At 49.3% G+C, this 13,507-nt stretch carries 10 protein-coding genes; 1 reads left to right on the top strand and 9 read right to left on the bottom strand.

Features of this window, described 5'->3' with window-relative positions:
- Window positions 1-237: 237 nt before the first annotated feature.
- The 5 genes from HMPREF3168_RS03120 to HMPREF3168_RS03100 are packed head-to-tail and all read right to left on the bottom strand — an operon-like array spanning window position 238 to window position 7,294.
- Window positions 238-1,188 carry a 3'-5' exoribonuclease YhaM family protein gene (locus tag HMPREF3168_RS03120; protein WP_070488459.1) on the bottom strand — a complete coding sequence of 317 codons (951 nt, stop codon included), beginning with the start codon at window positions 1,186-1,188 and terminating at the stop codon, window positions 238-240.
- A complete protein-coding gene (locus HMPREF3168_RS03115) occupies window positions 1,181-3,607 on the bottom strand; it encodes an AAA family ATPase (protein ID WP_070488457.1) in 2,427 nt (808 codons plus the stop codon). The genes HMPREF3168_RS03120 and HMPREF3168_RS03115 overlap by 8 nt, the downstream gene beginning before the upstream one ends.
- Entirely contained in the window at window positions 3,604-4,809 is a 1,206-nt protein-coding gene (locus HMPREF3168_RS03110) for a metallophosphoesterase family protein (RefSeq protein ID WP_013439938.1), read from the bottom strand. The genes HMPREF3168_RS03115 and HMPREF3168_RS03110 overlap by 4 nt, the downstream gene beginning before the upstream one ends.
- Window positions 4,810-4,811: 2 nt before the next feature.
- A complete protein-coding gene (locus HMPREF3168_RS03105) occupies window positions 4,812-5,165 on the bottom strand; it encodes a YlbF/YmcA family competence regulator (RefSeq protein WP_016396947.1) in 354 nt (117 codons plus the stop codon).
- Window positions 5,166-5,206: 41 nt separating this feature from the next.
- Window positions 5,207-7,294 (bottom strand): transglycosylase domain-containing protein, encoded by a 2,088-nt coding sequence (locus HMPREF3168_RS03100; RefSeq protein ID WP_070488454.1) that lies wholly within the window; start codon window positions 7,292-7,294, stop codon window positions 5,207-5,209.
- Window positions 7,295-7,434: 140 nt separating this feature from the next.
- Between HMPREF3168_RS03100 and HMPREF3168_RS03095 the strand changes: the two genes are divergently transcribed.
- Window positions 7,435-8,283, top strand: a complete 849-nt coding sequence (locus HMPREF3168_RS03095) for an RluA family pseudouridine synthase (RefSeq protein WP_035162228.1) — start codon at window positions 7,435-7,437, stop codon at window positions 8,281-8,283.
- A 94-nt stretch (window positions 8,284-8,377) separates the two neighbouring features.
- Here HMPREF3168_RS03095 and HMPREF3168_RS03090 read toward each other — a convergent pair whose 3' ends face one another.
- The 4 genes from HMPREF3168_RS03090 to HMPREF3168_RS03075 all read right to left on the bottom strand — a co-directional run.
- Window positions 8,378-9,289 (bottom strand): ketose-bisphosphate aldolase, encoded by a 912-nt coding sequence (locus HMPREF3168_RS03090; protein ID WP_003613944.1) that lies wholly within the window; start codon window positions 9,287-9,289, stop codon window positions 8,378-8,380.
- Window positions 9,290-9,414: 125 nt separating this feature from the next.
- Window positions 9,415-10,119: a L,D-transpeptidase gene (locus HMPREF3168_RS03085; RefSeq protein WP_003613941.1), complete on the bottom strand. Its 705-nt coding sequence runs from the start codon at window positions 10,117-10,119 to the stop codon at window positions 9,415-9,417.
- 173 nt (window positions 10,120-10,292) lie between these two features.
- Window positions 10,293-10,622, bottom strand: coding sequence for a sortase (locus HMPREF3168_RS03080; RefSeq protein ID WP_003613950.1), 330 nt, complete (start codon window positions 10,620-10,622; stop codon window positions 10,293-10,295).
- A 140-nt stretch (window positions 10,623-10,762) separates the two neighbouring features.
- The coding region (locus HMPREF3168_RS03075; protein WP_070488452.1) for a glycoside hydrolase family 70 protein at window positions 10,763-13,507 on the bottom strand (2,745 nt) is incomplete at its 5' end.

Genomic DNA, 13,507 nt, shown 5'->3' with positions numbered 1-13,507 from the left:
ATTTGTCCCAATTTTGGGGGTCACATCACGTCTCCAATCCAGATGGTTGCAATTTCTATAAAGAGTAGGCCCTTGCCCTCAGCCATGCTAGATTGAATTTGTATCTAGCAGGCACATCAAACATGGCTAGCCGAGATTTTAAATGATTGTTTGATTAAAAAACGAAACATCTCTCATTGATTCTGTCAAGCTTTTAACCAAAAAATCAAACAAGAAACAGGAAAAATAGAAAATCTACTACCTTTCCTGTCTTGGCCGGTAATAGCGGCGGCCGTCCTGGGACATCAGCGGCGGGGTGAATTCCCCCGGCTTGGTCGTGGACAATTCAGTCGTGATGGCGTTGACCGCCGCGTCCAGGTCATCGATCCGGTGTAAAAGCTCTGCTTCTAAAAGAGCCGGCAATTTCGGTGACCCGTACTCATAGCGGCCGTGGTGGGATAAGACCATGTGCCGCAGCAAAAGCAGGTCTTCACTGGCCAAGTCGATTTTCAGTTCCAGGGCAGCCAGCATCAGCTGCTCATCGATCAAAACCAGGTGGCCAACCAAGTTGCCTTCTGCCGTGTACTGGGTCGCTACCGGGCCGGACAATTCCAGCACCTTGCCCATGTCGTGCAAGATGCAGCCGGCATAAAGCAGAGACCGGTTGACGGCTGGGTAGTTGTCAGCTAAGCCTCTGGCGTCTTTCAGCATGGTCAAAGTGTGGAAGGCCAGACCGCCTTTGTAGGCGTGGTGGTTGGACTTGCCAGCCGGGTAAGCGAAGAAGCGGCTGGACCACTTTTTCAAAAGGAAGTCCACCAGGTCATGCCAGTTCTTATTGTCGATCTGGGCTACAAAGTCCTTGATCTCCTTCTCCATTTCTGCTGGCTTTTCCGGAGCAGTGGCCACCAATTGGCTCAAGTCCACCTGGTCGTCCGGGCTGACCGGATGAATGCTGAACAGCTTGATCTGGTCATGGTTGTGGTAGTCTTCAATCATCCCTGAGGCCTCAACCACCGTGCCGGCGTTGAAGCGGCTGGCGTCCTCAGCCTGGGCCTGCCAGTAATTGGCCCGGATGCTGCCGGAAGAGTCAGCCAATTGCATGAGCAGGTAGTGCTTGCCTCTCTTATCTTGGCGCAGCTGGGAATTCTTGACCATCAAGACCAGGTCAAATTCTTCCCCTTCATTGTAATCCAGCAAACGTTTAAGCATCCTGCTCCTTCTTTCTGTATCTGATTGGCGCGGCGCTGACGGCTTCAGCCAAGTCTTCTCTGGCCGTAAAGACCAGGATCTGCTTGTCTTTGCTCATCTTCTTGAGCATGTCTACAATGTAGCCAGTCCGCGGGCCGTCGAAGTTGACGAATGAATCGTCGATCAAGACCGGCAGGTCGATCTTGTCCTTGATCTGCATGACAAAAGCCAGTTTCAAGGCAAAATAGAGCTGCTCCTGGGTCCCCCGGGACAGGTAGGCCAGGGGGATCTTCTTTTTGTCTTTTCTGACCACCTTGAGCGGGGTCTTCTTGGACAATTTGGCCGGCAAAAGGATTTCCCGGTAGCGGCCGCCGGTCAAAATTTCCAGGTAGTCCTGGGCTAATTTCAGCATCTTCGGGAAGCGGTCATTTGAGGCTAGATCCAGGGTCCGGCCAATGACTTCCCCGGCCAAAAGGCTGGCCAGGTAGTCCTGGCTGTCTCTTCTGAAGCTGTCGGCGATTTCAGCCAAGGTCTGCTTGTCTTCAGCCACCTGGCTGGAAGAAGCATAGCGTTTTTCCTCAGCCAAAAGGTTGGCCATTTCCTGCTGGCGGGCTGAGACAGCTTTTTGCTTATCAGCCAGTTCTTTTTCCAGCTCTTGCTTTTGCCCCAGCAATTTGCTTGAATCCAGGCCATTTTCTTCAAAAGCCGCTAACTGGTCACCCAAGTTGTTCTTCAAAGCGGTGATCTGGGCAGATAAAGCCTTTTGCTCTTGCAGTTTTTGCGCTAATGCCTGGTAGGCTGCCAGGTTTTCTACCCCGGCAGTCTGGTAAATGGCCAAAAGCTGTTCAGTTAAAGCGCTGATTTGCTTTTGGTAGTTCAAGTTGGCCGCCTTGACCTCCTGGCTGGCCCTAAGCGCCGCATTCTCAGCTTCCACCTGCTCTTCCAAGCGGCCCAGCTGCTGGCTGACAGCTGTAAGGTCACTGCCATCCAAGCCCAATTGGCGGGCCAGGTCAGCGGCCTGTTTTTCTTTTTGAGCGAGTTCTGCCTGGCTATTTGCCAAGTCCCGCCGGTTGATGGCCAGGTCCCGGTAAGGGGCAAGCAAGGAGTCGACCTTAACGCTGGCATCGATACCGTACTTTTCCTTAAAGGCTCCCGCCTTGTCCGGTCCCTTGGCGGGCTTTTTGAAGTAGGCATAAGCTGCTAAAACCGCGCCGGCAAGGATTAACAATATTGCCAAAATCCGGTTTTGCCCGATCAAAGCCAGACCAATTACCGCTACGATCAAGCCGACATATGGCGGCAGGGTCTTAGGCGCGGCTTCTGCCTTCTGGCTTTCTTCCCAGTCAGCCTGCATCTGCTGGAACTGGTCCATGGATAAATCTGCCACTTGCTCTAAATGCGGGGTCAATTCTAAGAGACTGGCCTGCTTTTCTTCCAGCTGCTTGACCTGCTGCTTGAGCATTTCCATGCTCTGGCTGATTTGCCCCAGTTCCTGCCGCCAGGCCCGGACCTGGTCCTTTCTTTTGGCCAAAAGGGCCGGGTCAACCGCTGTTTTTTCTTCCTTGATGGCGGCCTTGAGGGCCTTGATCTGGGCATTAAGCTCCAGGGCCTTCTGGTAGAGCTCATGGTCAAAAGCGACCGGGCTGACCTGCTTTTTTAGGTCCAGATAAGTCTGGTAGTTCTGCACCTGCTCCAGCTGCTTTTCCAGCTTGCTTAGCTGGCTGGAGATTTCCTGGACTTCTTTTTCCAGCTTTTTAGCTGCTTTCTCTTCAGCCAGCCGCTGGCCTTCCAGCTGCTGGTAGGCGTCGAATTCCTGGCCGTCAGCGGCCACCTTGTCTCTTTGCTCAGCCAATTTGAGCAAGTCCTGGTTGACCGGGGCCTTCTTCCCGCTTGGCTTGAAGAGGTCCTTGGCTTCCTTGTCAAAGTCAGCCCGGATGGCTAAAAGCTGGCTGCTCTGGGCCGCCCCCAGATAGTAGATGTTCTCCAGGATCTCGCCTTCAGACAGGGAGCTGACCTGGCGGAGGAGGTCTTCATTAAAGATAAAGCTTTCAGCGTAAAAGCTCCCGTCGATGTTTTGAATCTGGTCGTAAAAGAGGCTGGCCGGGACTTCCTGGCCGTTTAAGAGGACCTTGACTGCCCCGGTCTTGCTCTTGTCCCCCTTGCTCCAGGTCCGCTCTAAGACATATTCCCCTGCATCACTAGTAAAGACCAGCTGCCCGCCCATCGGGTAGCTCTTGGTCAAGGGTTCGTAGTCTTCAAAAAAGACTGAGCTAGTATTTTTCAAATTGAAGCCAAAAAGGATCTGCTTGATGAAGGCCACGGTCGTGCTCTTGCCGGCCTCATTGCCCCCGAAGAAGGCTGCTAAATTGCCCTCTGGCAGGTCAAAAGTCTCCTGGCTGAACTGACCGAAATTATAGATTTGAATCTGCTTGAGTCTCATTCTTCTCCCCCAGTCATTGCCTGCAGGCGCCTGGCCAGCTTGACGGCCACCAAGTCCCGGACCTGGCCGCGGAATTCCCCGTCCTCTAAAAGCTGGCGGGCATATGGGTCCTTCTTGGCCCAGGAAGCGGCCAGCTGCTGGATCTTCTCGTCAGTCAAAACTTCTGCTTCAGCAGCAGCCAGGGCTTCCCGGTCGCTGTTGTTGAGGCTGACCAGGCCCCGGACGGATAAGCGGACATCAACCAATTGTGCTGGGGCTAAAGCCGCGGACAGACCGGCCCAGGCCTCCTGGTCCTGCCAAAGGTCTATTTCTTCGCTGGTCAAATATTCTGAGCCCGAAATCTTCAAGCTGAAGTAGGTCTTGCCTTGGATATTTTCTTGCAAAAGTTCCAGGGCTTTGGCATGCAGGCTGCTCTTATCAATTGCCTGGTCCAGCTCTAAAGTCAGCTGCTTCCAGGTAATCGGCGCTGTTTGGACAAAAGTCAAGCTGGTCTGCCCGCTGGTCTCATCGACTTCAGCCAGGTAGCAGCCCTTCTCCCCCAGTTCGCCGACATCCCGGCCTTGGATGTTGCCGGGGTAAACAATTAGCGGCTTCTCGCTTAAAATTTGCCGGGCGTGGATGTGGCCCAGGGCAAAGTAGTCATAGTTCAGCTCCTTCATCTGGCTTAAGTCAAAGGGAGCGTAGACATTGCCGCTGGCCGCTCTTTGGGCCGCGTGCATCAGGCCGATGGTATAGCCCTCTTTTTCCGGGAACTGGTCCAGGAGGTCAGCTTCAATATGGTTCTGGCTATAGGAAAAGCCGGTCACATTGTAGGCAAAGCCGGTCTTAGTCTTAAAAAATTCCCGGGCAACTTTTTCCTGGTCACCCAAGAGGCAGAAGTAAGGACTGTTTTCGACCAAGAGATCCTGCCGGGTCATGTAATCGTGGTTGCCGAAGATCATGACCACTTGTATCTGGGCGTCAGTCAGCCGCTTCACCTGCCGGGCTAAAAAAAGCTGGCTGGCCGGAGACGGCTTGTTTGAGTCAAAGGTATCGCCGGCGATTAAAACCAGGTCGACCTGCTCTTTTAAGGCCAGGTCCACGATCCTAGTCAAAGACTGGGCAGCTGACTGGCGGATTTCAGCATATTCCCTGTTTGGCAAAAAAGATAGTCCACGAAAGGGGCTATCTAAGTGCGCGTCAGCTAAATGAATGAATTTCATGATTAGGCTTTTCTCAAATCCTCGTATGCTTTAGACAAAGGCTGGCCGATATTCTTTTGTACGTCGTTGAGCAGGGTGTAAACAGCTTGTTCTGCCAAAAGCATGCTTTGCAGGGTGGTGTTTTGGCTGACCCGTTCGTTCAAGCTCTTGAAGTGGCCTTGCTGCTCCTCAGTCAATTCCATGCCGGTTTGCTGGGCTTCCATGATTTCCATTTGGGCCGCGTCCAGTTCCTTGAACAAGGCCAGGCTGCCCTCATCCGCCTTAACAGCGTCCATGGCTTCCTTCAAAGCCAAAAATTGCTGGGTTCCCCGCAAGTCGTTAGCTAATTGGTTGGCAGTATCGTAAATGTTGGCCATTTTCTTTTCTCCTTTTTTATTCCATAAAAAATTCTGTTTGCTTATTTTCCAGTAATCTTATTGTACCATGACTGAATCGTTGATTCGGCATTCTTTACCCCATTGCTAATCGATTCTTTCAGCTTCTTGCTCCAGTCCGAAGAACTTGAAGAAGAGCTGCTTGTCCCATTGCTTTGGGCCATGGAGTCAGCTGACTGAACGGTAAAGCTGGTCTGCTTGCTGTAAGGAAGGATCCGAGTCATTTCGTCTTTATAAAGGGCGGTAATCCCGGTTTCCGAAATCCCCTGCATGTAGTGGCTCTTGTCGGTCTTGTCAAAGCCGACCCAGGTAGCCACGACCACGTCCGGGGTATAGCCGACGATCCACTGGTCCTTAGTCCCGTAAGCAAAAGATACTTCAGTTGACCCGGTCTTGCCAGCTACTGAGTAGCCGGCTGGCTTAGCGTTAACGGCCGTCCCGGAAATGAAGACGCTGAGCAGCATCTGGGTCATTTCCTTGGCCGTGTCAGCTGAAATAATCTGGCTGGTCCCGGTATTGTTGTTTTCCGCGATCACGTTGCCGCTGGCGTCGGTGATCTTGGTGATCATATATGAGCTGTCCGGTAGCTTCCCGCTGTTGGCAAAAGCTGAGTAGGCCCGGGCCATCTGCAAAGGACTGACCCCGGTGGACACCCCGCCCAGGGCCAGGGCCAGGTTCTGGTCACTCTTTGAGACGGTAATGCCGAACTTCTTCAAGTAGCTGACCCCGGTAGACACCCCGATCTTGTTTAAAAGCCAGACAGCCGGGACGTTCTTGGACTGGGCCAGGGCCTGGTACATCGGGATCGTGGTCGAGTACTGGTTGTCGACGTTGACCGGCTCATAGCCGTTCCTGCCGAACTTCTGCCGCTTGTTGGAGAGGTCAGAGTCATAGTGGTAGCCGTTCTCCAGAGCCGGCGCGTAGACAGCCAGGGGCTTGATGGCACTGCCGGGCTGGCGCTGCATTTGCGTGGCCCGGTTGTAGCCTCTGAAGACGTGCTTGCCGCGTCCTCCGACCAGGGCCTTGACTGCCCCGGTCTTGGGATCCATGGCCACGCTGGCCCCTTGGGCCCGGGCCGTGCCGGCCGGGTTGACCGGGAAGTTGTACTTGTTCTTGAAGCTGGCCTGCATAGACTTCTGGTAGTTCTGGTCCAAGGTCGTGTAGATCTTCAGCCCCTTGCTCATGATCTCGTTTTCGCTTAAACCGTACTTGCTGATGGCTTCAGAGATGACGGCGTCAAAGTAGTAAGGATACTTGTAGCCTCTGGTCGCCTTGTAGGTATCAACCAGGTTCATCCCCTCTTTTTTGGCTTTGTTGGCGGTCGTCTGGCTGATAGACTTGTTGTCAACCATCAGCTGCAGGATCAGGTTTCTTCTGGAAACCGAGTGCGAGAGGGAATCGATCGGGTTGTAGTAGGAAGGGTTCCGCAAGATGCCGGCCAAGGTTGCCCCTTCAGCCACCGTCAATTGGCTGGCGTTCTTGCCGAAGTACTTGCGGCTGGCATCCTGGACCCCGTAGACCCCGTTGCCAAAGTAGGCATTGTTGAGGTACATGGCCATGATCTGCTTTTTAGAATAGACCTTGGTCACCTGGATGGCATAGAACATTTCCTCCACCTTCCGGGACAGAGTCTGCTGCTGGGTCAAAATGGAGTTCTTGACCAGCTGCTGGGTGATGGTCGACCCGCCCCCGGCGATATTGCCCCCGTGGATGACATAGCTGACCGCCGCCCGGAGGATGCCCTTGGGGCTGATCCCGATATTGGTCCAGAAGGTCCGGTCTTCGGTGGCGACTATGGCCTTTTGGACATTGGGGGAAATCTTGCTCAAGCTGACATAGGTCCCCTTGCCGGAAGACACGGACCCGGCCTTTTTGCCATTCTGGTCATAGATAACCGTGGTCTTGGCCAGGGAAGCCTGGAGGTTGGACAGGTTGGCTGTTTTGACTTTAAAGGTATAATAAGAAGATACAGCTAAAAAAAGGCTCAAAACGATCAAAATCAACCATCTTAGCAGTTGGAAGCGGTAGTTGATCCTTTTCAGCCATCCCCACAAGCCCTTTTTGGGCTGGGAGTCGTTCATTTGTTTACGCGCTTTGCGCCTGTTTTCCATTAACATCTTCTCCTTCGTTAGAACGTGGTCTAAACAGTTTGATTTTATCATAAAAGCTGGCCGCGGCTATCCTGCAAGGAGCAAGTTATCCATTTCTTAATTGCGCTAACAAGGTTTTTAGAAAGAAAATAAATCCCGTCATGATCTATCATTTCAGCTTAATCTATCCCGCAGACCGTCCCCCAGTTTCCGTCAGTGACCTGCTTAGGCAGCTCTTAATTCCCCGCAAATGGCGGCACTATCTTCGTACTGAGCGGCAGGTTTTAGTCAACGGCCAATACCGCAGCTTCAACCAACTGATCAAGGGCAATGAAAAAGTCGACCTCTACTTAGACCAGGTGGAATCCCTGCAAGGAGACTACCCGGCCAGCGGCAAAATGCCAAAAGTCGTCTATGAAGACGAAAATGTTTTAGTCATTGACAAGCCCAAGGGGCAAAAGACCCACCCCAACCAGGGGGAAAACGGAACGGCCCTTAACGACTGCGCCAGCTACTTAGGCTACAGCCCCTACATCGTCCACCGCCTGGACATGCTGACGGGCGGGCTCTTGCTGGTCGCTAAAAATCCTGCAGTCGTCCCGATCTTAAACCGGCAGCTGACTAGCAAGACCTTAATACGAGACTACCTGGCTACGGTTGACTTAAACAAAGAAATACCCGATCAAGGCACAATTGACCTGCCGATCGGGCAAGACCCGGCAGACCAAAGAAAAAGGCAGGTCAGAGCTGACGGCTTAAGAGCAGTCAGCCACTTCCAGGTCTTAGAAAAAGACGAGGAGAAAAAGCAGGCTAAACTGCTGGTAACTTTGGAAACCGGCCGGACCCACCAGATCCGGGTACACTTGTCAGCCTCAGGCTGGCCGATCGTGGGCGATCCCCTCTACAACCCAAATTTTGCCGGCGAAGACTTGGCTTTAACCGGATGGCAGCTGACCTTCGTCAAACCCTACAGCTTTAACCAGGTCGCAGTCAGATTAGACAAAAAATAAGCACAAAATTGAATAAGAGAAAATGAAAAAGGCTCTATAGCAGCAAATGCTGTTGTAGAGCCTTTCCTCATGAAAAATAATCTGAAGCTTCAGATTATTCTTCGTTAAGTGAGCTTCTATCGAATGAAGCGTCAGCTTCCTTGTCGTCGATTGATGGAGTACCCATCCAGCTGATCATTTCCTTCATTGAGTCAGTGATAGCTTCAGTACCTGGCAAGAGCAGCTTACGTGGGTCGTAACCCTTCTTGCTCTTGTCTTGGTCCTTGCCTTCTTCGATGTACTTGCGAGTAGCTTCTTGGAATGCAAGTTGGAATTCAGTGTTGATGTTGATCTTTGAGATACCCAAAGAAATTGCCTTTTCGATTTGGTCTTGAGGAATACCTGAACCCCCGTGCAAAACAAGTGGAGTTTCAGGAACAGCTTCAGCGATTTCCTTAAGACGGTCGAAGTTCAAGCCGCTCCAGCCTTCTGGGTAAACACCGTGGATGTTACCGATACCGCAAGCAAGCTTGTCAACGCCAGCAGCTACGAAGGCCTTAGCGTCTTCTACTGAAGCAAGTTCGCCGGCACCTTGGTTTTCACCGATTTTGCCGATTTCAGCTTCAACAGAAATGCCGCGTTCGTGAGCCAGCTTGATGATTTCCTTGGTCTTGGCCAAGTTTTCTTCAGTTGGCAATGCGTGGCCGTCGAACATAACGCTTGAGTAGCCAAGCTTGATACATTCAATAGCTGAGTCGTAGTCGCCGTGGTCCAAGTTCAAGATAACTGGAACTGAGATGTTCATAGCGTCCATTGAGTCTTCTACCAAGTCCTTAACGAGCTTGTAGCCACCCATGTACTTAGCAGCACCAGTTGAAACTTGAATCAACAATGGAGTTCTGGTTTCTTCAGCACCACGAAGAAGAGCGCGGGTCCATTCCAAGTTGTTAGTGTTGTAGGCACCAACAGCGTAGTGTTCCTTACGAGCCTTCTTAAAAATGTCATTACCATTAACGAAATAAGCCATAAAAATACCTCCTGAGCTTCTTACGACTCTATTGTACCCAATAATGAATATTAGAGCAAATAAATTCTCTCTTGTAAGCGCTTTATATCAAAAATATTTGTGTTCGCTTTCTCTATGCAGATTTCCTAACGCATTTTGAGGACAACCTTGCTGCCAACTGGCAGGCCCCCATTCAATCTTTGCTCATAGATCCACTTGGCATCGCTGACTGACAGACGAACGCAGCCATGGCTGTCCGGCTTCTTGCCCAGGGTGGTCAGGTGGGCTCCGCCCTTGTAGCCATAGTGGTATTTGCCGGCCTTAACCCCGGAATTGAAGTTGTTGATCGGGACTGAGTGGAAGAGGTAGACCCCGTGCTGGTGGTAGGAGACGCAATAGCGGGCCCCTACCCCGTCATTATTGTAGAAGACCTCGCCGGCTTCTTCCTGGATCCGGTAGTTGCCGACTGGGGTCCGGCTTTCACCGTTCTTCTTGATCGCGCCCGGGGAAGCGTACATGGTGTAGATGACTTTCTTGCCAGACATGACATAGGCCCGGGCTCCCAAAATGGAGACGCGAATCCAGACATCCTTGTACTTACGCAGGTTAGGGTACTTGCGCTTGGTTTCGCTGGAATACAGGTAGTAGTGGCCGGTCATGGGACGCATGTCACTCGGGTCAGGGTAAGGGCGGTCATTTTCTTTCTTGGCAACCTGCTCCTTCTTCGGGGGATGCTCCTGAACCTTGCTTTTACCGCCGACCTCCGGCAGGGGCTCAAAGACTGGAATGATCATCAAGCACGCGATTATGGCAATCAGCAGCATTCCTATTCGTTTATGGGCCTTGTTCATCAGTTACACTCTTTTCCTAATTTCTTTTCAAAAGCTTGCAATCTCCAATATAGCGATTTCACACAGGATTAAGCTTATTATCTTACAAATCAGCATAAAAACATAGTCAAACCACTTCAGTTTGCCCGAATTTTAAAGAAAAAGCAATCCAAAATGGATTGCTCTTAAAAAACTTATTTGATTTGTAATAAACGAAATCTAACTGTAAAGCGAGTCGTCCCGTCATAAGTACAAGTGAACAGGCTCAAATCGTACTTACTTTGAACCATCTTGCTGATGGCGGTCGGCTGCAGGACTTCCATTTTCTGGACCTGGTAGACATAGCGCTGGCCGGCCGCGGCTTCAAAATAGACCTTGTCGCCGACTTCCAGCTGGTTCAAGCGGCCAAAATGGTTCACGAAATTGTGCCCGGCCACGGTCCAGTCCCGGTCCTTTGCCGTCCCCGTATAAGTTGCCGGGGACACTTCCAGCTGGCTGAAGCGCCACTTGCTGGCTACCGGCAAAGTCAGATTTAAAGTCGGGAAATTGAGATAACCGCTGCAGGCGTTGACTTTAATCGTGCTTTTACCAGATTTCTTTGCTTTCGCAGTTTTTGGCGCCTGCTCGATCGTCCGTACGATTGCCTTGGCAGGAAAGTCCGATTTTATAATTCATGTTGAACATAGTAACCAATCGATCCCATCTGTTCTGGAAGGGTCGTCTTAAACTTATCGTTATTACCACCATTCAGGTAAGCGTAATCGCCATTAGGTAATTTCACAGCTAAACCAATTCCAATATTTTGAAGTGATGTACCGTTTTGATACTTTGCAGACCACTGCGTAATCCGCGTTGTTGGATCAGGAGCTACGCCGGTAGAAATGGCCCTTGTGGTGAACAAGTCAGGATACTTGGACTGTAACTCTGACAGATACTTACCACCATAAGTTTCCTGTCCGTTTCCACCACCGGTTGTGTATGCAAAGTAGATTTGATTAGCATATGTCTTACCATTGACGTAAATCTGAATTCCACGATTGTTAGTTCTGGTAACCGTTACTGCTTCTTGACCGGAAAAGCCAATCATCTGGTTCATAACAATATCTTCCTGAACCTTTAAGCCAGCGCTATGTAAAGCGGCAATCGCGTTTGCTAATTCTTCACCACTTCCATACTTGGTTGGATTAGCATTAGTCCCTAGGTTATAGCGATCAGTCATAGAATAACCTTCGTTATAGCGACTCATACTAAACGGTGTGTAAGCAGGGGCCATCCAGAAGTCAGTGATTCCCAGGTTGTTAAAGAGCGCAGCGTTTTGGGCAATAATATTATATGCATGATTCTCTGTACTTGTTGGTTCAGGTTGATACAAACTAAAGTCTTCATAGATCATATGAGAATCAAGTGCAGCATTAGATTCGAAGATCTTATTACTATCTGCTGAAACAGTGGCGGCATTAGTAGTAACATCCTGATTTCCAGAAACAACTGGGACCCACACACCAAGATATCCACTTACATAAGGATTGCTGTATCCCTTAACAGTAACCTTCAAAATACCATTATCATCAGTTGTTAAGGTCTCTGGATTTTCAGCACCATCAGCATTATATGTTAAACCATTATCCGTTGTGTCAAGCAAGTTACGATACTGCTCATTAGCATGGGCACGACCCATATTAATAGAAATTGTTTGCTCTGCCATTTGTGGATTGTTACCAACGATAACTGCCATTCCACTCGTTCGACTCAAACTATCAGTACCCTCACTATTAGCATTAGCAACGCCCTTACCGTAACGAACGCTTGCAATTAAGTTATCGCTAAGCTTGGTCATTGTTTGTCCGCCGCTAACAAATTGTTTCTGTGCCTTCATTAACGTCGTAATTGCATCATAGTAGATCGACTTTTCCTGCATATATTGTGCAGTTTCGTTGTAAAGATCACCATAGTAAATCTGCGGTACAGTATCTTTATTGCTTAGAAGAATTGCATATTGTGCTGGAACGTTATACTGAGCATACTGCTTATCGGTCTTCTTTTGATCAGCATAAAACTCTTGCCAAGCTTGGTTAGCATATTCTGCTTTATATGCTGATCCCATAATGTAAGCTATGCCAGGATGGTCTTTAATAATTAACCTATTAATCAAGTTCTTGCGTTGATCATGGTTAGTGACAAATGACCAGTTTGGAGTAGCTTCATTTTCCGTAACGTCATTTTGTCGGTTAACAATACTATTAGTAACCAAATCACTAATATTATCACGATTGTTAGCACGTCCGAGGACCTTCTCTAAAGTATAGAATTCTCCAGAATCCATGTACAATTGTGGATTACCCTTCTTGTTCAACATCCGGGCAGCACCTGAATGGTATCCTTCGTTATAGCTTAAGTGATTATTAGCATTTTGCGGGTTACCCTTCATATGGTACATATCATTCATTAATTGTCCCATCTGGTCGAACACATCAGCATCAATATTATCAGCAGCATCAACCCGGAAACCGTCAAAATTACCATCCTGGTTATAACCCATCAGCTTACCATAATTTAACAAGAAGTATTCCCAGTTAAGGTTCTCAGCTTGTATCACCGGATTAGAGTTATCAATATCATTTCCAACCAATAACTCAGGACTGTTATCGCTATTATCATTACCAGTTTGGTTATTGATCGTACGGTTCATTAAGCGATACTTACTATCAGCGTCATTAACGAAGATTACTTGATCGTTATCTACAGTTCCGCTTTCATTAGGCTTATAATTTGGTATGCTCTGTACTGATAATTCAGATGAAGCCGATAGTTCAGGAACAGTAGCTGCAAAACCATTAATGTCATTTGCTAACTTACCCGTTCCCTTATTAGTAGCAATACTTTGTTCAATTACGTAACGAAGATTTTGTGCTGCCGTGTTAAGAACTGTTGCATCTGTGCCCTTGTTAAGATTTGCTACCAATACCTTTGTTAATCCATAATTAGCATTCTCATAACCATGATTAACAAAATACTTAATGAATTGTGCCTGAACATCCTTATTTGGCCATACATACATCAAGATTGGCCGCCAGTCACCAGCCCCGGTCTTGTACCATGTCTTACCATCTTGGCTTGTTCCAATTGGTCGGTACCAACCACTGTAGCTAAGGTAGCCATCAACATTGTTAATGGAGTTGGCATCCATCGAATAGGCCAAGTTCTCCCAAGTACCAGCGTCGAGGCTCTTAATAAGCTTGTTTGTCCGAATATCATAAATATTAAACTTGCCGTTTTCAATTGCCCCACGGATGGTGACCATTGCGTCACCGTTACCACCGAAGTAATAGAATTTATTACCTTCTTGATAATACCGGTTACGATATTGAACGTGGTCCGCGCCGTAATATTCTAGCTTATTATTGCCGTA

Origin of the sequence: Lactobacillus sp. HMSC08B12, assembly GCF_001808415.1 — a bacterium.
GTDB lineage: Bacteria > Bacillota > Bacilli > Lactobacillales > Lactobacillaceae > Lactobacillus > Lactobacillus delbrueckii.
Note: the sequence above shows the minus strand (reverse complement) of the source record. Positions and strands in the feature narration are given on the sequence as shown.